This window comes from Sphingobium chlorophenolicum, from assembly GCF_000722875.1.
GTDB classification, from domain to species: domain Bacteria; phylum Pseudomonadota; class Alphaproteobacteria; order Sphingomonadales; family Sphingomonadaceae; genus Sphingobium; species Sphingobium chlorophenolicum.
The window spans coordinates 12,544-30,253 of record NZ_JFHR01000062.1 but is presented as its reverse complement, the minus strand read 5'-3'; the positions used below and the strand labels follow the sequence as shown (position 1 = coordinate 30,253).

The 17,710-nt window shown below is 64.4% G+C and carries 23 protein-coding genes; 9 read left to right on the top strand and 14 right to left on the bottom strand.

From position 1 onward, the window contains the following. Nucleotides 1-190: 190 nt before the first annotated feature. Complete coding sequence (locus BV95_RS19365; RefSeq protein ID WP_037455999.1) at nucleotides 191-460, top strand: CopG family ribbon-helix-helix protein; 270 nt, start codon at nucleotides 191-193, stop codon at nucleotides 458-460. Continuing rightward, the gene (locus tag BV95_RS19360; RefSeq protein ID WP_037455997.1) at nucleotides 457-750 is read left to right on the top strand and encodes a type II toxin-antitoxin system RelE/ParE family toxin; all 294 of its coding nucleotides are present in this window, start codon (nucleotides 457-459) and stop codon (nucleotides 748-750) included. The genes BV95_RS19365 and BV95_RS19360 overlap by 4 nt, the downstream gene beginning before the upstream one ends. Before the next feature lie 43 nt (nucleotides 751-793). Here the strand turns inward: BV95_RS19360 and rlxS are convergent, their stop codons facing one another. From rlxS to BV95_RS19330, 7 genes are all read right to left on the bottom strand, one after another. Beyond that, nucleotides 794-2,800 (bottom strand): relaxase/mobilization nuclease RlxS, encoded by a 2,007-nt coding sequence (rlxS, locus tag BV95_RS19355; protein ID WP_037455994.1) that lies wholly within the window; start codon nucleotides 2,798-2,800, stop codon nucleotides 794-796. Between the two features lie 378 nt (nucleotides 2,801-3,178). After that, on the bottom strand, nucleotides 3,179-3,328 hold the full coding sequence (locus BV95_RS24390; protein WP_169804675.1) for a hypothetical protein: 150 nt from the start codon (nucleotides 3,326-3,328) through the stop codon (nucleotides 3,179-3,181). Between the two features lie 269 nt (nucleotides 3,329-3,597). Then, nucleotides 3,598-4,296: a DNA methyltransferase gene (locus tag BV95_RS19350; RefSeq protein ID WP_081873460.1), complete on the bottom strand. Its 699-nt coding sequence runs from the start codon at nucleotides 4,294-4,296 to the stop codon at nucleotides 3,598-3,600. Nucleotides 4,297-4,647: 351 nt separating this feature from the next. Then, the gene (locus BV95_RS19345) at nucleotides 4,648-5,301 is read right to left on the bottom strand and encodes a lytic transglycosylase domain-containing protein (RefSeq protein ID WP_037455992.1); all 654 of its coding nucleotides are present in this window, start codon (nucleotides 5,299-5,301) and stop codon (nucleotides 4,648-4,650) included. Next, a complete protein-coding gene (locus tag BV95_RS19340; RefSeq protein WP_037455989.1) occupies nucleotides 5,289-5,861 on the bottom strand; it encodes a S26 family signal peptidase in 573 nt (190 codons plus the stop codon). The genes BV95_RS19345 and BV95_RS19340 overlap by 13 nt, the downstream gene beginning before the upstream one ends. Continuing rightward, the gene (locus tag BV95_RS19335; protein ID WP_051749896.1) at nucleotides 5,858-6,115 is read right to left on the bottom strand and encodes a helix-turn-helix domain-containing protein; all 258 of its coding nucleotides are present in this window, start codon (nucleotides 6,113-6,115) and stop codon (nucleotides 5,858-5,860) included. The genes BV95_RS19340 and BV95_RS19335 overlap by 4 nt, the downstream gene beginning before the upstream one ends. Nucleotides 6,116-6,302: 187 nt before the next feature. Then, nucleotides 6,303-6,626 (bottom strand): DUF736 domain-containing protein, encoded by a 324-nt coding sequence (locus BV95_RS19330; RefSeq protein ID WP_037455987.1) that lies wholly within the window; start codon nucleotides 6,624-6,626, stop codon nucleotides 6,303-6,305. A gap of 501 nt (nucleotides 6,627-7,127) precedes the next feature. On the opposite strand from BV95_RS19330, the gene BV95_RS19325 reads away from it, so the two are divergent. From BV95_RS19325 to BV95_RS19315, 3 genes are all read left to right on the top strand, one after another. Next, the gene (locus BV95_RS19325; protein WP_037455986.1) at nucleotides 7,128-7,406 is read left to right on the top strand and encodes a type II toxin-antitoxin system ParD family antitoxin; all 279 of its coding nucleotides are present in this window, start codon (nucleotides 7,128-7,130) and stop codon (nucleotides 7,404-7,406) included. 52 nt (nucleotides 7,407-7,458) lie between these two features. After that, nucleotides 7,459-7,716, top strand: coding sequence for a type II toxin-antitoxin system RelE/ParE family toxin (locus tag BV95_RS24625; RefSeq protein ID WP_169804676.1), 258 nt, complete (start codon nucleotides 7,459-7,461; stop codon nucleotides 7,714-7,716). 361 nt (nucleotides 7,717-8,077) lie between these two features. Further along, nucleotides 8,078-8,284 carry a YqaE/Pmp3 family membrane protein gene (locus BV95_RS19315; protein WP_037455984.1) on the top strand — a complete coding sequence of 69 codons (207 nt, stop codon included), beginning with the start codon at nucleotides 8,078-8,080 and terminating at the stop codon, nucleotides 8,282-8,284. 206 nt (nucleotides 8,285-8,490) lie between these two features. On the opposite strand, the gene BV95_RS19310 is transcribed toward BV95_RS19315, so the two are convergent. The 7 genes from BV95_RS19310 to BV95_RS24965 form a co-directional block, all read right to left on the bottom strand. Further along, complete coding sequence (locus tag BV95_RS19310; RefSeq protein WP_037455982.1) at nucleotides 8,491-8,964, bottom strand: Ros/MucR family transcriptional regulator; 474 nt, start codon at nucleotides 8,962-8,964, stop codon at nucleotides 8,491-8,493. Between the two features lie 148 nt (nucleotides 8,965-9,112). Then, nucleotides 9,113-9,325: a hypothetical protein gene (locus tag BV95_RS19305; protein ID WP_037455980.1), complete on the bottom strand. Its 213-nt coding sequence runs from the start codon at nucleotides 9,323-9,325 to the stop codon at nucleotides 9,113-9,115. Nucleotides 9,326-9,509: 184 nt separating this feature from the next. Then, on the bottom strand, nucleotides 9,510-11,402 hold the full coding sequence (locus BV95_RS19300) for a ParB/RepB/Spo0J family partition protein (protein ID WP_037455978.1): 1,893 nt from the start codon (nucleotides 11,400-11,402) through the stop codon (nucleotides 9,510-9,512). Between the two features lie 117 nt (nucleotides 11,403-11,519). Continuing rightward, nucleotides 11,520-11,945: a DUF2958 domain-containing protein gene (locus BV95_RS19295; protein WP_037455975.1), complete on the bottom strand. Its 426-nt coding sequence runs from the start codon at nucleotides 11,943-11,945 to the stop codon at nucleotides 11,520-11,522. Further along, nucleotides 11,942-12,997 carry an ArdC family protein gene (locus BV95_RS19290; RefSeq protein WP_051749895.1) on the bottom strand — a complete coding sequence of 352 codons (1,056 nt, stop codon included), beginning with the start codon at nucleotides 12,995-12,997 and terminating at the stop codon, nucleotides 11,942-11,944. The genes BV95_RS19295 and BV95_RS19290 overlap by 4 nt, the downstream gene beginning before the upstream one ends. 635 nt (nucleotides 12,998-13,632) lie before the next feature. Next, nucleotides 13,633-14,271 (bottom strand): DUF2285 domain-containing protein, encoded by a 639-nt coding sequence (locus tag BV95_RS19285; protein WP_037455972.1) that lies wholly within the window; start codon nucleotides 14,269-14,271, stop codon nucleotides 13,633-13,635. Then, entirely contained in the window at nucleotides 14,219-14,329 is a 111-nt protein-coding gene (locus BV95_RS24965; RefSeq protein WP_409372108.1) for a transcriptional regulator domain-containing protein, read from the bottom strand. The genes BV95_RS19285 and BV95_RS24965 overlap by 53 nt, the downstream gene beginning before the upstream one ends. Nucleotides 14,330-14,678: 349 nt before the next feature. Between BV95_RS24965 and BV95_RS19280 the strand changes: the two genes are divergently transcribed. From BV95_RS19280 to BV95_RS19265, 4 genes are read left to right on the top strand one after another with little or no spacing between them, the layout of a single operon-like run. Next, nucleotides 14,679-15,449, top strand: a complete 771-nt coding sequence (locus BV95_RS19280) for a helix-turn-helix transcriptional regulator (protein WP_037455968.1) — start codon at nucleotides 14,679-14,681, stop codon at nucleotides 15,447-15,449. A 58-nt stretch (nucleotides 15,450-15,507) separates the two neighbouring features. After that, nucleotides 15,508-16,107 carry an acyl-homoserine-lactone synthase gene (locus BV95_RS19275; protein ID WP_051749894.1) on the top strand — a complete coding sequence of 200 codons (600 nt, stop codon included), beginning with the start codon at nucleotides 15,508-15,510 and terminating at the stop codon, nucleotides 16,105-16,107. A 13-nt stretch (nucleotides 16,108-16,120) separates the two neighbouring features. Then, nucleotides 16,121-16,969, top strand: a complete 849-nt coding sequence (locus BV95_RS19270; RefSeq protein ID WP_037455965.1) for a phytanoyl-CoA dioxygenase family protein — start codon at nucleotides 16,121-16,123, stop codon at nucleotides 16,967-16,969. Between the two features lie 5 nt (nucleotides 16,970-16,974). Beyond that, on the top strand, nucleotides 16,975-17,580 hold the full coding sequence (locus tag BV95_RS19265) for a GntR family transcriptional regulator (protein ID WP_037455962.1): 606 nt from the start codon (nucleotides 16,975-16,977) through the stop codon (nucleotides 17,578-17,580). Nucleotides 17,581-17,710: the final 130 nt, after the last annotated feature.

Here is a 17,710-nt window from a genome sequence, read left to right as displayed (position 1 = left end):
GCCGAACGGCCTCGGTCCCCAACTTTACCGGGAAGCACGGGGCGAACCCGCTCCCACTGCTCGTCGCTTAATCCGTGTCGATCCAAGATGGCGCTCCCTTCGCCAGTCTTGAATCCGATCCGCGCGGAAAAAGGAATCCCTTAAATGTCCACACGCCTTAGCTTTTATCATCTGGATTGGGAGTATTAGCATGGCAGCAGGGACCCGGGTTTTGACGGCCCATGTGCCGGAAAGCCTGGCCGATAAGGTCGACGCCCTGGCCGCTCGTATCGAGCGTTCGCGAGGCTGGATCATGAAGCAGGCCCTGGCGGCATGGATCGACCAGGAGGAAGAGCGACACAAAATGACGCTCGAAGCCCTGGCCGATGTCGACGCGGGCCGGGTGATCGACCATCAGAGCATTCAGGCATGGGCGGACAGCCTCTCGACGGACAGCCCGCTATCGCCACCGACCGCATGAAGATCCAGTGGACCAGCAAAGCATCATCGGATCTTCTGCGCCTGCACGAGCATCTGCGGCCTGTTGCGCCCGAGGCAGCCGCGCATGTCGTGCAGCAGCTCGCGCATGCGCCCAATCGCCTGCTCGACTATCCGCGACTTAGCGAGAAGCTGGAGGCCTTTGAACCACGCGAGGTCCGGCGGATCATCATAGGCCATTATGAGATGCGATATGAGATCGCGAACGGCACCCTCTTCATTCTGCGCCTCTGGCATTGCCGCGAGAACCGGAGCTTCGAAGCGGAGCACTGAACGAAGACGCCGGTGGGACAACCGAAAAATGCCCATCCCGGTTTCAGCTGATGCTTGGGCCGCTCCGTCCCCGCCCTACCGACCAGGTCACACCCTCCTCCCGCATCTGCCCCGACACACCCTGACCGATGCGGCGTTCGAGCACCGGCCGCCAGGGTACCAGCGTGAAATCCCGCGAGCGTTCGAGGACGGCGAACCGCCCCGATATCAGATCCACCCGCCGGCGGTAGACGCCCTCCAGCCTCTCCCCTTCCGCCGCCTCGCCAAAGGGAAGGCCAAGTTCACGCGATAGCTGTCCCGCGACCCGCAGCACTTCCCGGCGCCGCAGGATAGCGAGCATCTCCTTGCGGTAACGGATTTCCCCGTCCGTCTGCTCGGCCAAGCCCTCATCCATCAGCCACTGCCGACGTTGCACGAGCGCGGCGGCGGTGTCCCGGCCAAATCCCGCCTCCCGCAGGGGCAATTGTTCGCTTGCCACCAGCCTCCGATCAAGCCAGGTCGCGGCATCCGCGCTTGCCAGTTCCCTGACATCCACCGGCGAGAGCAGGCTAATCTCGACGGGCTTGACCATCAGCTGCCGCCGTTCGAAGGCTTCTACCCGCTCCAGATGATCGGGCGCGATCGTCCAACTGCCGTCGGCATCACGTTCGGCCACTCCGCCCTTTCTGCGCATGGCTTCCAGCCGGCGGACATGTGCCTCGACGAACGTTTCGCTGGCGGCCAGGACATGCCGGAAATGAGCATCGGCATCATAGCGTCCGCCATTGGTGCTAGCCACCGCCGCGATGGTGCGGTCAACCTCGCGAACGACAGGTACCGATGGCCTGATTTCGACCACGGCGCCGGAGGCAAGACCGGCATCCTCGCCTCTGACGTCCAGCCCCGCTCCATCGGCCGTGCCGATCGGCACATAATGGGTGCGCCCGTCGATCCCATCGATCAGCAGATAATGGCGGTCCTCGATCTCGTCGGCCAGCCCCCGCATCAGCACGCGTCCAACGATCGGCTGAGCGCCCGGCGCAGCCGGATCATAAATGACTCGATCGGCGCTCGCGCGATCGAGATTCAACCGCGTAAATTCCCGCTGCATGGTGCGAATGATATCGCCGCGCTCTCCCATCGCACCGAGCACCCCCTCCAGATCGGGATCGAGCCGGTATCGGCCCGTCGGCAGCGGCTGTGCCAGTCCCATGCGGGCGAGATGCGCCAGCCGGCCAGCCTGAAGGTCATGGTCGAGCGGGTCGGCAGTTGTCGGCCTCACTATGGAATTTTCAGCGCCGCGCAGCAGCGCGCGGTCGATGGATGTCAGCCGCTCCTGCGTGATTTCGGCGCGGCGGGAGAGGATGATCTCACGGTCGGCTCTTGGTCCCAAGTCCAGTTCGACCAGCTCGGCCGCGCGTTCGCGCAAACCCCGCCCGATATAGTCGCGGGCAATGATAAGATTATCCCCGCGCTCGTCGACGCCGCGCAACAGGATATGACTATGCGGGTGCCCAGTGTTGAAATGATCGACCGCCACCCAGTCGAGCCGCGTTCCGAGATCCTCCTCCATCTGCGTCATCAGGCGGCGAACCAGCGGCTTCAACTCCTCATAACGCTCACCATCTTCGGGCGCGACGATGAAGCGGAACTGGTGGCGGTCCTCGCTGCCGCGGCTCAGAAATTCCTTCCCGTCCGCCCGGTCCTGCTCCGGCCCGTAAAGCGCACTGCGTTCCCCCGCCCGATCGGTGCCGTCGCGCTGGAGATACCGCAGGTGCGCGGCGGCCCGCCCTGCCCCCTTTCCGGCAAGCGGAACGATACGCGCTTTGACCACCACGCGGCGCTGCCGAAAAACGCTATGCCGATCACGGCTGGCCAGCAGCCGGCCGACCCCTGCCCCGCGCCCGTAGCGGTGCCCGGAAAAGCCGCCTTTGCCTTTGCCGCCCTGGCCCGCGCCGCCGCGCGCCAGATTAGCGGCGGCAATGACGCGCCCGGCATAGCGGCGCATCTTCGGCCCGCGCGATGCACGCTGGCGGCCAAGCCTCGGGGTGAATTCATCGTCATCGGCCATCGCAATGATCCTGCGCTGGCCCCTCTCGCACACCCTTTTGCTGCATTGGCATGCTGAAAGAAAGCGGTGCCGCCAAAAGGCTCGAAAATCCGCTATTTCCACGGTCAACGGCACTGTTCTGGCCGGATCGATGCCAAACCGACACCAAGAAAAATGATGTGCAGACAAGAAGTTAGCCGGCCAATAGTGCCGGCACCTTTATCTTGCCTTACACGCCATCCCCCTCATTTCCGCCATCTCCATCAGCCCCATATTGCAGACGGTTCCATGCTGCCCACAGTTACCATGACGCCCTGGGGCTGCTCCCACACCTCCCTGCCGCGAACAAAAAATGCCCGAAACGGCGCTCCATCAGCGCCGTTCCGAGCAACTCCCGTTTCACTGGATAGCCTCCGAAAATGCCCTCGCGAGCCGTTCATATTCAGCCATCACGACCTTCAATTCCGCTTCGATCTGCCGCGCCTCGCGGCGGCTCCAGCAGGCGCTGAGTTCAGCGCGCAGTTCCTCGATCTGCTGTTCAACCGACATGCCAACCTCCATCATTTCTGCGAAAGATGGAAAGCTCGCCCGGGGTGGAGCGGGTCGGGTCAAGGACCGCGAAGCGGCCGCGCCAGCGGCGATGGGGGTCACGATTTTTCGCGGCGGGAGCGCAAGCGGACGCCGCGAAAAATGGTGGGGCCCCGTCGTCCTTGAGGCGGCCCGTTCCGTCCCGGTATCATCGGACGACCTGAGCGGATTACCCTTCCCCAACGCCCATACATGGGGCGCATCCTCGCCGGACGCGCCCCTGCTTTCCGTCAGGCGGCAAGCCCCATCCGACCGCTCGCGGTGCGAAAATGATCCGCGTCCAGCTCAACGCCAAGGAACGCCCGGCCGCATGTTCGCGCTGCTTCCAGCGTCGATCCCGAACCGCAGAAGGGATCGAGCACAATGTCGCCGGGATCGCTGAATATCTCGATCAAGGGCGACAATATTTCCACCGGCTTCTCGGTCGGATGCCTTCGGTTGCCCGTAAAGCGCGGCCAGTCAATTACATCGGCGATGGTTTGGGCCGGAAGGTTCGGACGGCCCTTCGCGAGCAGGAAGGCCTGTTCATGTTCGTACCGCAGGAAGCGGGTCGATGAGGCATAATGTTTGCGGAAGACGATATGGCCGACCGGACGCAGCCCCACGGAGCGCCATGCTTCGACGAACTTCTCCACCGCGCTCCAACCATAGAAACTGATGGCAAAGGCGCCGGATTTGAGCACGCGCGCGACCTCGGCAAAGGCCGGGACAAGCCAATCTTGATTGTCGTCATTGACCACCCTGCGCCCGTCGCGGGAACGATAATGACAGATATAGGGTGGGTCGGTCAGCACCAGATCGATCGCCCCATCGGGCAGCGATTTCAACCGCTGGATGCAATCGCCATGGGCAATGCGGTTGCGCGGAACGGGGAGCGGACATTGCCGCAAACCGGTCGAACGCTCGCCTTCAAATGGCTTGGTTGACATGCTTTTCACTCCTATTGCGGGGTCGGCACCACTATCGGCGCCTGACCCCTGCCTCGCGGCGAGCAGCGGGAGTGAGGGGGGCAGCGGGAATCTGCCGGGGTGGTGCGGGCGCAGGCACAGCCGAGCCACGGCCCGGCCGATTCCCGTTGCGGGGGAGAGAGGGCAGCGTCCTCTTTCCCCTCCAGAACAGAGACTCATGCACCGACATCGCGGCCTCCGGCATGGAAGACTTGAGCGTCAGCAGGCCTGTGATCTCTGCGAAAAAATGCCAGCGCCCGGTGAGGATGGGTTGGAGCGAACCGGTCGACGGAGCCGCCCACGCGTCTCCGGGAAGCAACAGTGGCAATTGCGTCAAAAGCGCTTGCGCAACGCAAAGAGCGGATCCAGCGATAATCCGTCACCGTCCGGTCGGTCCTTCGCCGTCCCACCGGTCACGCCATTGGCATGATAGACAAAGAGTGCAGGTGGATTTGGCGTAGGGGGATCATTCCTCTTTGGCGGCGACGTTGCTTGAGCCCACCGCGTTCCCAGTGCCGCTGTTATCGTCGTCATATAGGCGCGGGTTTCAGGCGGCAGCGGACGCCCGGCCGACAGATAATCCGCGTAGCGCGCGGGACCGGCATGATAGGCGCCGAAGAGTCCCGGATAGCCGAACCGCGCGTGCATGGCCGCGAGATAGGCGGTCCCGGCGATGATATTGTCATGGGGGTCGTGGGGGTTGGACCCAAGCCCGTAAAGACGGCGCATGTCGCCCCAGGTGCCGGGCATCACCTGCATCAGGCCCATCGCGCCGGCCGAACTGGTGATCGGCTGGCCCCGCCATATCGTCTGCCCGCCGCTCTCGGCGCGCATGACCGCCTCGACCCATTGCCGGTCGATACCGAAGCGGCCGGACGCCTCGGCAATATCCTCCGCCCAGCGCGTGACGGGATCGGCCCGCAAGGGTAAAGGACAGATAAGCAGGCCCAGCGCGAGCGCCAGCCGGGCATGGCTCAGCGCACCCATAGCGCCGTCGCCTTGCCGATGATCTCGGCCTCACCGACCGGCCCGAAATAGCGGGCGTCGAACGATGAGGGGACATGGCCCATGAGCAGAAAATAGCGGCCCGGCAGCAGCCCTTCGCAGCCCTCCCACCAGGGCATCGTTCGCCCCAGACTATCATGTGCCAGACGCCGCGCAATCTCTTTGCCGCCGATCGTCACCCGGTCGCCGCGCGCGCAGACGATGTCGCCCGGAACGCCCACGACCCGCTTCACCAGCGGCACGTTCAAGGGAAGATAATGCCGCCGCGCGGCGAGCAGCCGGACCGGATAAGGCGCCCTCGCCACCACCATGTCGCCCCGCTCCAGCCGCGCGCCGGGCGATAGCAGATAGAAGCCGATAGGGGCGCTGGCCGTCGCATTCCAGAGCAGACGCGGTGGCGGCGGGAAGACGATGGTCGCGCCGAGCGCAAGACCGCCCAGCGCAAGCCAGAGGGCGTAGCGACGCAGGCGGCGACGCCGCAACCGCGCGGCGCGAAGCGCGTCGCCCCAGGCGAAGAGCGGAAGATCGCGGCGCCCGTTCATGCGCCCTCTCCCGCCATGCGCGCGGCGGACCAGGCATCGAGATCGTCGATATGATAGCGCCAGCTTCCGCCATGCATGCGGCAGCGCGGCCCCCGGCCGCGAAGCCGCAGCTTCTTGAGCGTATCGGCAGCCATGCCGAGATGAAAGGCGGCCTGTTTGGCGGTTAGATAGGGGCAGGTTTCGCGGGCTATCCGCGCGCGTTCGGCAAGTTTGCTGGGTGCGGCGTCGCGCCGCTCGGTCGCTTCATCGGTCATGGCGAACTCCTCGACGGCCCGGCAATCCGACCGGGCGATGGGGTGCGGATCGGGTCATCTGGGCCCAATCCGCCCCTTTCCGGCACGGTCGGAAATCGGGGAGTGCCTTTTTCGACCCCCTCCACAGCCCGCCGCCATCCTCTCTCGCCCCGGCGACGCGGTGCGCCGCCGGGGCGAATGACGCCCATCAATCGGCGGGATTCCAGATGATGGCATAGGCGTCGTCATCATCTTGACCGGCGGCCCGGCCGAGATTGGCGTAGAGCCTGCGGGGTCCGAATTCCGGTGCCGCGAGGCTCAAGGACACATAATCCTTGCCGGACATTTCGCCGCGCCGGATCCAGCCCGCGCCGATCTCGACGCCACCCGATGCGACGACCCGATAATCGGGCTGGCTGTCGCCATTTTTGCGGTTGTTGGGGATGATCTCGATGCCGACGCGGATCGAGAGGGTGCGCAGCTCGCCCTTATAGCCGTTGCCGTTGCGGGTGGCATAACCGATTGCAGCCATTTGCTTAACTCCACTTGCGCGCCCGCGAACCATTTCCGGGCGACAGCAGGCCGCAAAGGCCGGGACGAGCAGGCCTCCCGCACCGCAGGCCGGAGCGATCAGCGGAGGACCGGGCGGCAAGCCTTATTTGCAAGCGCAAGCGACCGCGAGGAGCCCGTCAGGGCGGGGAAATAAGGCGCAGCCGCCCGGTTGCGGGAGGACAGGACCGGCCTAAATGCCTGCTTTACAAGGCGCCGAAATGGTATGCGGGCCAGCATGGCGGAAGGGCAGCTATGCGATCTTCATGCGCCCCAAAAACATTGTCATAGGGCGACCGCGCCACACTCCTCCCGCGTGGCGCTTCCCCCAGGAGCCGCAAAAATGACGATCATTAGCGCATTATCCGACCTACGGGTGAACAAGGCCTTTCGAGAGGCCGGATGGCGGCGATACCGCTTATGCGTGCCTTGAAGTCTCGGGGGGCGTAGGATTAAATCATATCCGCAAGGAGTGACCTATCCCATGCGCACGACTCAACAGTTCAGCGTAACCCTGCCGAACGACATGGCAGCGCAGGTCCGCGCCAAGGTGGCGTCGGGCGAATATGCGAGCGAAAGCGAAGTGATCCGCGACGGATTGCGTGCGCTCCAGGCACGCGACCGGGCCGTCGAGCAATGGCTGCGCAATGAGGTCGTTCCCGCCTATGATGCCTATCGGGCCGATCCATCCCGGGGCATAGCGCTCGACGATGTACGCGCCGGTCTCGCCAAGCGTCACGAGCAAGCCGCCAAGCGCGGCTGAAGGTGGGATATGCGATTGTCTTCACGCCGGAAGCGCGTGACCATCTCGAACCATTTACGACACTATCGCGGCGGCTGCATCCCCGGACATCGCACAGCGCTTCGCCGATGGCATCCTCGATCATATCGGCACGCTGACCGACTTTCCTCGTCGCGGAACGATGCGGGACGATCTGCGGCCAGGTCTGCGGACAACCGCCTGGCGTCGCCGGGTGACGATCGCGTTCGCTGTCGATGAAAGCGCAGTGGTCGTTGTGGGGATTTTCTACGGTGGCCGCGATTTCGAGACCCTGTTGAGTGAGGATAGCTAGCAGCGCGAGGCGGGTCATGCGCGGCTAGCGACGATCATCCCCACGACGGAGCTTCCGCGCCCGATACTGGGCGCGGCCGCAAATTGTATGGCGTTGGCCAGGGGACGGAACCGCCAAGACACCTGGCTCCTTCTGGCACGCCCAGGAGGGTCTGATCCTTCGCCCTTCTGCCTTCGGAGCGCTGAACTTCCGCGCGGCGCCGGACGAGTGGATATAAGCCCCTGTTTTGGATAGGAAATAGTGGCAGATAATGGGTTTCCAGCCTCCGGTTTCGCCGCTATTCTGCGAGGCGAAAGGGGCAAAATCCATCCTGTCCGGCCGGTCCTTTACGGCCGGGCGACCTGACGTGGAGCTATAGACTATGCGCCTTTTCATTGCCCTTATCTTTCCCTGGCTGACCTTCTTCACGATCGGCAGACCGCTCGCGGGCATCGTCTGCTTTCTGCTCCAGATCACGCTGATCGGATGGCTGCCCGCCACGATCTGGGCCGTCTATGCGCTGAGCCAATATAAGACCGACCGGAAGATCGAGCGCGCGCTTGCCCGCAATGCCGGAGCGATCCGCTAGAGCATCGCACGCAAAAGTGGAATCCGGTTTTGCGCAAATAGCGATGCGACAACGAAGAACTAGAGTGTGCGACCTGCGTCGGATTTAATGCAGCGCGCTCTAGACTTCCTGCCTCTCTCAAACAAAGCGGCGCCAGCCCTGACGGGCTGGCGCCGCTTTGTTAATGAAGCTGGCCGGTCTCACCAGACCAGCTATGCCGCTCCCTGTCACTCGGCGGGCGCAGCTTCCACTTTCTTCCGGCCGCGCGCCTTGGACGGCGCGGGCGCCGCATCCCCCTTGGGCTTGCGGCCAAGGCCGATCTTGACCGCAAGTGCCTTGCGTTCCTCGGCATAGTTGGGCGCGGTCATCGGATAGTCGGCGGGCAGACCCCATTTGGCGCGATAATCATTGGGCGTCATGCCGTAGCGCGTCATCAGATGGCGCTTGAGCATCTTCAATTTTTTGCCGTCCTCCAGGCAGACAATATAGTCAGGCTTCACCGAGGCGCGGATCGAAACCGCGGGCTGCAAGGGTTCGGCTACCGGTGCCACCGGCGCGGCGAGACCCTTGAGCGCGCCATGCGCGCTACCGATCAGGGCTGACACGTCGCCGAGCGCGACACTGTTGTGGCTGACATGCGCGGCGACGATATCGGCGGTCAATGTGATCAGGAGGTCGGTGTCGGCGGAAATCTCGGTCATTCTGGCGGCCCTATGTTTCGATGTTATGAGAGCGCCGGATAGTCGGCCCGCCGGGCGGTGTCTCCCCATGAAGACATGAAATGGGCAAGAAGGCGCTGCGCGATCGGCAGGTTTCGAACTCCTGAAAGCGCAACGATTCAGCCGCCGGTCAGCGCCGATGGATCACCATGCCATGTTCTCCACAGAGGCTGCACACGCCCTTCATCCGTTCATAGCCATGGCTCCCGGCCAGTTCATGGCTCGCCTGTGCGGCAAGCGCGGCTTCCTCCAGCGCCAGCTTCTGCGTGATGCACGGATCGCACACCGGCTCGGGCGCGAGCCGCGCGACGAAGCGCGCCACATCGTCCAGAATCTTCTTCATTCGCCCCTGTCCTTGTCCTGCGATCCCATGCGGGAGGATCATGGCTTAGGCAAGACAGCATGGAGCGAAACGCGCGCCCAAGCCGGAACGGCGCGGGCGCGCGGCGGATTTTTTGTCCACCGTACAAGAGAGCGGAGGGCGGAACCGGCCTGCGGCCCCGCCCTCCTCCATCATGCCTCACGCATCATGCAGCCAGCCGCGCCGCCTCGTCCACCGCGCTTTGTTCGGGCCTGTCCTCGTCCCGCGCATCGGGAGGGGGCAGCGCCGCGCCGCCCTGCGGCGGGACGGGATCATCCTCCCTTTGCTCCGCCGCGCTTGCGGCGGTGCAGGCCGCTTCATGCGCTATCACGGTGCCGACGCCGCCGCGCGTCGTATAGGCCGAGGGTGGAAATGCCATCCAGCGCGGCACCCATCCTGCATGGACCTGCCGCCCTCTCTCCCCGCGCAGATGATCGCCCAATATCCGGCGCTGGGTCTTGGCCTTTTCCCTGATATTGGCGGCGGCAACACTTGTCCCCGCCACATCGGCCAACAAAGCGCCCAGCAGTTCCCGGTCGCGCAGCAGATCGAGAAAGGCATCATCGCCCGTCCACCACTGCCCCATGTCCACGCCCAGTATGAGGCCGACCGACTCGACGGCCATGCTGCCGTTGGCGAGACATTCCCCCATCACGACCGCGACGATATCCATCAACGCGGCGTCAGGCAGGTCGAGCATCCGGTGGAACAGCGTCACAAGCGCTGGCGCATCATGCCCCCCGACTAGATGCGGCTCGTCGGCGTCAACACGGAGAAGCGCCAGCACGGCGCGGCGCCGCTCGTCAAATACCGCCTCGCCCCGGCTTTCCGCCAAGCTCTGCGCCAGATCCTCGTTGCGCGCGGTCTGAGGTTCCGGCTGCACCCGCCAGAGCGACGATCCCGCTATGGCGTGGGCCAGCATCAACCGAAGCGCCACGCCGGGCCGGTCAAGCAAGGCCGCGCGGACGGCGGCGTGGCGATGAAGGTCGACATAGATGTTGAGCGTCGAGGTCAGTTCGGCGCGCGCGATCTTGGGCCGGTCGGTTTCCCCCTGCCCGGACGCCCGCCGCTCCGCTTCCTTGCGGCTGAGATACCCTTCATGGATGACGGCCTCACCATTGGCGCGCAGATCGACATAGATTCGCCCGCCCTTGCGCTTGGGGGCCTTTGCATATTCCCATGCCGAGAAATGCTCATGGGGCGGCACGATCACGACATCGCTCCAGCCAGCCTCCAGCCATGCCTCACGGCGGCGCTCGATCTCGGCCTGTTGCGCGTGCCAGAAAGCCGTCGCATCGGCAAAATAGGCGTCCTCCCCGAAGAGGTCGGCCACCACGACAAGCCCGCTGGCCTCGACATCGAACAGGGCAGAGCGCAGCGGGATCGACTCGCCGCCGAACAGCCATGCCTTCAACTGATGACCGGTCGGCGCATATCCATCCTCGTCGTCGAGCAGCGCGAGCCATGCGCGCTGCTGGCTTTTCGACGCCAGCGTCAGATGGCGCACGGTCGCCCGGTCAATCTCCTCGCCGGCATAAAGCTGGCGGACGCGCGGCAGGAGGTTGCCGAGCGCGAGGACACGCCGCACCGCGATTTCGGGCAAGCCGAAGGTCGCGGATATGTCGTCCGGCGTGCGACCCTGCTTCACCAGCCGGGTGAAGGCCTCCCATTGCACCACCTCACCGGGGTCGAGCCGGGCGGCGTTTTCAATGAGCGAGGCTTCGATGGCGTCGGCATCGTCGCCCTCGTCCAATATGGCGCAGGGCAGGACCGAGCATTCGGCGTCGGCCTCGCCTTCCGCGCGCTGTTCTTCCCGTACCGCGCGGGCGGCATGGAAGCGGCGGCTTCCCGCGATGATTTCATAGTCGGGCGCAGGATCGGCGGCATGGGCGTCCTTTCCCAACGCTGAGGCGGCGCAGGGCCGCACGATGACGGGCTGGATGACGCCGCGCTTGCGCACGGTCGGCAAGATGTCGCTGATGTCGGGCACCTTCTTCGCAAAGCGCATATTGGTCTTGCTGATGCACAGCCGGTCAAGGGCGATAAATTCGAGTTTCATGTCGGGTACTCCAGTTTTTACGATAAGCCGGTTCCGCCGCGAAAGACTGTCAGCGTCGATGCGCTGCGGAGCCGCTTCTGGTTGGGCGGCAGGCGGCCGCCCGCGCCTTGCCGCCGATCAGGGCGGCGGAAGCTCGTCGGTTGGCCGCGCCATGAGGCTGCGGGCGAGTAGGGTCTGGGCTTGCAGGATCGATCCCGCGCGGCGGGCCATGTCCGCCCAGACCGAAAGCGGGTGCATCGAGACAAAGGCACAATCGCGCTCGATGCGCAGGCCATATGGCAAGCGGATGCCCTCAATCTCGCGCAGCGAGAAATATCCGAGTTCCGGGCATCCGAACCCCGGATCGGCAAGGCCGAACAGCGTATCGCCATCCTGCGCCAATTCGGTCACAAGCCATGTCGCCGGGCTAAGCGGATTGAAGAATTTGGCGATTGGTCGCAGCGAGGCACGTGACTCGCTGCGAGGATCATGGCCCGGTTGCTCGGCATTGCACCGTGCCTCGGCGCGCAGCCTCGTGCGCAGTTCGTCGGGAAGGAGGATCATGCCATCCTCCCCTGTTCTGCGCCGGTGTCACTCGCCGAAGCGTTGCCCTCGGTGCCGCCATCGCTGTCCCGCGAAGCGCGATGCTTTTCGAGCAGCCAGTCGGCGGCAAGGCTGGCGGCGCGGGCGGCGCGGAAGATTGCCCTGCTATCCTCGCGCAGCACCGCAAGCCACGCCCCTATATAATCGGCATGGCGCACGGTCGGCACGATACCGAGCGACGCGCAAAGAAAGGCCGATCCCAATTCGGCATTCAGTTCTTCGCGGGCATAACCCGTCGATCCAAACCCATTGGACAAGTCACGGGCAAGCCGTGATGCATGACCGGTCGCGTGAGTCAGTTCATGGAGAGCCGTTCGGTAGAAATTGACCTGCTCGAAAAAAAGCTGTTGCGGTGGAACCTGCACATAGTCGAGCGACGGCACATAATAGGCTTTATCACCACCGATACGAAAATCGATCCCGCTTGCCGCAATGACTTCTTCGGCCACCAGCACAATTTCACGCTCCGGCAATGGATCGGGATCGACAATAATGCGCCCCTCCAGCCCCTCGCATTGCGCGACATTGAATACTGTAAAGCGTTTGAGGAAAGGCACCGCCCTTGCTTCTTCGCCGCTGTCCTGTGCGTGGGCCTTTTCGGCTTGCGGAATGAAACGATCGGCATAGACGACCATGCAGCCATGTTCGCCTTTGCGGACGGTCCCGCCCGCCTCCAAGGCTTGGCGAAAGGTAAGCCAGCGCTGGCTGGGATAGCCCTTGGCGATCACCTCGCTCCAGAGCAGCAATATATTGACGCCCGAATATTCTCGGCCGCTAAGCGCATTGCGGGGAAGCGCGGGCGCGCAACCCGTCCCCTCGCCCGGCTTCCCCCATGGCTGCACCCACGGCAGTCGCCCGGCTTCCAGTTCGGAAATGATGCGGTCCGTCACCTGCTCATAGAGATTGGGTGCCTGCCGCTCGCGTGAGACTGGCGCGCTCTCGCGCCTCTGCTCGCCTGAATGGTCATTGTTCCGACGCCGGACAAGGGCGCGGGATGAAGAATGGGACGTCATGCCTAGCCTCCAAGCGCCACCCTAAAAACCCACATCGGTCCCCCGCATAAGCGGGGGTGGGCGGCAAGGCGCACGGCAAAGCCCGCGGCAAAGCCCCGAGCGCACCCGCAAGGGCCGGAACGTAAGTGGAGGAATGGCGGCTCGCCGCCATTTGCATGAGGGGCGCGCGGGCCTAGCAGGGCGACAGAGCCCATCCCCGCTTGAAGGGAGGACCAAAACCAGCAACGCCGCGGCGCGCGCGCCGCGCCCATATCGGGGCGGCAAGGCCGGCCCCCGCGCCAGCGATCGAAACCGGATGGACGAAACTCCCAAGGCGGGGTTCGGCGGCGAAGCCGTGAGAGCGCGGCAGCGCCGCCGCAGGCGGCGTCGGGCGCCCGATAACAGGGGAAACAACGCAACCAAATGCCCAAGCCAACCAGCCGGCCGGATCGCCAAGCAAACGAAAAGCCCAAAGGCCATGCCCAGCTTTGAAGCCGCTTTGTCACCCGGTCGCTCTACCGCTCGGTCCCTCTGTCGACCGAGCCCGCCCGGACCGGCTCTCGGTTGGATCGTCGATAGTGACCGATCCATCTTCGCCCCATAGGCGGGACGTAGCGGGCGGGCGTAACCTCCCTCACCGAAATCACAGCCCGCCATCAGCGCGATCGCATGAGCAACCGATAGCCTCCTTCCGCCATGGCGCGTGCCGACTTCACCAGCCGCCTGACCCGTTGCCTTATATGATCGGTCCGTCCGTCCCAGCCCCGCTTCACCGCCTCCGCGCCGAACAGCGCTTCGCCAATGTCGCGCTGGGTTGCGCCCGATGCACGGGCATCATGAACGCGCAGCAATTCGACGCCGCGCCCGACCGCGGGATCGCCGGGATAGAGCGGCGCGCGGAAGCGGCCCGTCCGCACCAGATCGAGGAAACGCTCCAGCGTCCGCATGCGAAGGAAAGCCGTTCGTGCTCCCCACATATCATAGCGGAGCAGCACCGGCCCGTGCGCGCGCAGGAGAGTGCCCGCCAGGATGTCGAGCCTGATGTGCCGGCGGCCATCGGTCAAAACCACATATTCCCTGCCCGCCGGATCGCTCGCCGCGCGCAGCCAGGGCGCGAGCGCCGCGACGTCGATCGCCTCCTCACCTGCCGCAGCCCCGGCTTCGATCGACACCGGCAGGATCGCGGGATCGACATCGGCATGCCAGATGACCCGCGCCTCGCAAGCCGGGAGGCCGGGATCTTCAGCGAAAGTGAAGCCCCCATTGCCGGGCGAGCCCCGATCCGCGCGTCGCATGGCTGGCGGTCGCGTACCATGCAATATAGTCCGGGTCGCGACGCAGCCATTCCCACATGATGGCCGCGCGATCGGCTTGTCGAAGCGCGTCATAAACAGCGGGATTTCGCCAGTCGACACATGCCTGGCGGTCGTGCGCCTCCGCCACGATCAGCCTTGGCCCGCTGGTGCGCCAAAGGCGGGGATCCGCCCGGTCCGCGCTATAAACGCCTGGCCAATGCGCCGAACCCGGCCACCCCGCCGACGCCAACCCGTTCTTTTTGAAAACGAATCATGATATGGCCATTTCATGACATAGCCCGTCGGCGAGCGGCGTGAGAAACCGCCCACCGGCCAGAAATCAGGGAAAGGACGGCTGCGGGACGACCGGCGGCTCGAGACACCGCTCGCCGTCGTGACATACGCAAATGAGCGTGCAGTATAATGTGCAGGAATTTTTGAACGATATCGAACGCGTCCAAAATCCAGACGACATGGCGATGGTGCTCAGTGACATCGCGGGAACTATGGGATTTCAATATTTCGCGATCACGCAGCATGTCGATGTGCTCGCGGCGAACGGCATGGCGATCCACATCCACAATTATCCGGCCCATTGGGCCGACTTCTACGCCGCCAACGCATTGGGCCTTTCCGACCCGGTTCACCGCGCATGCCATATGACGGACTGGGGCTTTCGCTGGACAAGCATCTCGAGCCTCATCCCGCTGACCCGCAACGACAAGGCTCATCTGGACTGCGGGCGCAGGGAAGGGATTGGCGACGGTTTTACCGTGCCGTCCAATGTCGGCGGCTATCCCCCTGGTTCCTGCTCTTTCGCCAATGCGGACGGTGTGCCGATCCCGGACGACAAGCTCTGGCTGGCGCAACTGGTCGGCAGTTGCGCCTTCCACGTCGCCCGCCGTCTCTGGCTGGGCGCAGTTCGCCGAGGGACAAGAAACGCCGCCCTCACCGATCGCCAGCGCGAATGCGTGCAGTGGATGGCGCTCGGCAAAAATGACGACGAGGCGGGTGAAATCCTGGGCATTCGCAAGGGAACCGTGACAAAGCATATCAAGGACTCCTGCTCGCGCTACGAGGTCAACAAGCGGGTCATGCTCATTGGCCTGGCTTTGGCGGACGGAACCCTCACGATCAGCGACATTGGCGGCTGGCGCCATTCCCATTTGTGGGAATAGCGGCGAATCAACCCCTTGGCCGACCCTTGGCCGACCACGACCAAGGGAGACCTGCCCCATGTTGCACATCGTCAAGGAACCGTTCCGCCCGGTGCCCGATCATGTCCTACGCGCCATGTTCGCGGCCCGCAAATCCGTCTTCGTCGACCTGTTGAAATGGCAGGTGCCCGTGCTCGACGGACGTTTCGAGGCCGACCAGTTCGACGACGAACATGCCCGCTATGTTATCCTGTCCGAACCCGATGGCACCCACCTCGCCTCGGCCCGGCTGCTGCCGACCGTCCGGCCGCATATCCTGGACAGCTTCTATGCCGGCCTGTGCGCGGCGCCCCCGCCCCAGGGCGAGACCATCTTCGAGATCACCCGCTTCTGCCTCGACCGCAATCTCCGTGCGCCGGAGCGACGCGAGGCTCGCAACCGGCTCGTGACAGCTCTGGCCGAACATGCCCTCACCAATGGCATAACGCGCTATGTCGCCATCGCAGAGATGAGCTGGTTCCAGCAGATCCTCGCCTTCGGCTGGAAATGCCGGCCGCTTGGCATGCCGCAACTGTGCGAGGGCTCTTTGCTGGCCGCGCTGGAAATCGAGATCGAGGCGGACACGCTCGACCGCCTTGCGCAAGCGGGCGTCTATGAGCCCGTTCCTTTCGCGGCTTGAGGAGGGACGCGCCATGACCCGATCGACCAATCTCGCCGCAACCCTGCTCCGCCAGGGCTGGTGCACCATTGCCGATGCACTGCCTGCCGCCACCCTCGCCGCGCTGAACGCGGACCTGGAAAAGCCCTTTGCGCAGACGCCCTTCGGCACCGGCATTTTCTATGGGGAGACGACGAAGCGCTTCGGTCGGCTTCTCACCCGGTCGCCCCATGCCGACGCGCTGGTGCGCCATCCGCTGATCCTCGATCTCGCGCAGACGATATTGAGCCCATGGTGCGACTGCATCCAGCTCAATGTGACCCAGGCGATCGCCGTGCATCCCGGCGCCTTGGCCCAGCCGCCGCACCGCGACCAGGATATGTGGCGCGGCCCGACCGGCGAAATCGAATATCTCATCAACGTGATCTGGCCGCTTACACCCTTCACCGCCGAAAATGGCGCCACACGCCTTTGGCCGGGCAGCCATGGCGCTAACGCCGAGGACGAACCTAGCGGCGACGGCATCGCCATCGAATTGCAGCCGGGAGCTGCGCTGGTCTTCCTCGGCTCGACCTTGCATGGCGCCGGCGCGAACCGGAGCGCAAAGGAGCGGCGCGGTCTGGTGGTCGGCTATTCCCTCGGCTGGCTCAAACCCTATGAAAATCCCTGGCTCGCCTATCCGCCCGCTATCGCCCGGAATTTCGCGCCTGACCTTGCGGCCCTGGCCGGATACCGCCAGCACCGACCCAATCTCGGCAATTTCGAGGGGCAATGCCCCTCCATATTGCTGGGAGACGACCATGATCGGCCGCTCGGGGCAATCGACGCGCTGCGGCCCGACCAGGAAGCGATGGTCGCGCAGTTCGCGGCCGAGCAGGGCTGAAGAGGATGAGCGCCGGTCCCACATCCGAACGGGTCCAGCAGAGGCTCAAGCGCCTGATCATGGAACGCCATTATCGCCCCGGCGCCCGGCTGGAGCCTGCCGAACTCGCTTCAACTCTCGCATCGAGCACGACGCCCATCCGCGAGGCGCTCAACCATCTGGCGGGGGATGGTCTGGTGGAAAGCCGGAGCGGCAACGGCTTTCTCGTTCCGCTGATCGACGAACCAAGCCTCAAGGATCTCTATGGCTGGTCCGGCGACATCCTGGCGCTTGCGCTTCGAAGCAGCCGGGCCGTTCTGCTTGCAGCAATCGAGGTCGATCCCGACATGGCCTCCCATGCCGACCGCACGGCAGACCTCTTCCAGCGCATCGCAGCCACGTCGCGCAACCGCGAGCATGCCCTCGCCATGGACCGGATCAACAGCCGGCTCCATCCGGCTAGGCTGGGCGAACCGGATGCGCTGGACGACCTCGAAACGGAACTGGATAGCCTCATCCGTTGGACGGGCATGGGGGACGTCCGCTCGCTGCGCCGGGCTGTCTCGGCCTATCATCTGCGCCGGCAGCGCGCGGCCGCCCGATTATTGCATGACATTTATCGCGGCGAATGACGTTCCGCAAAGCGGTCGTAACCAGCAGAGCGTTGAAATATTCGCGATATCAGATCCGTATAAAGTTCGGATCATGGCGGCCTCCCCTTAGGCTTTCCGGTGCTGCACCTTTCTGCAGCGCAAGCCAAGG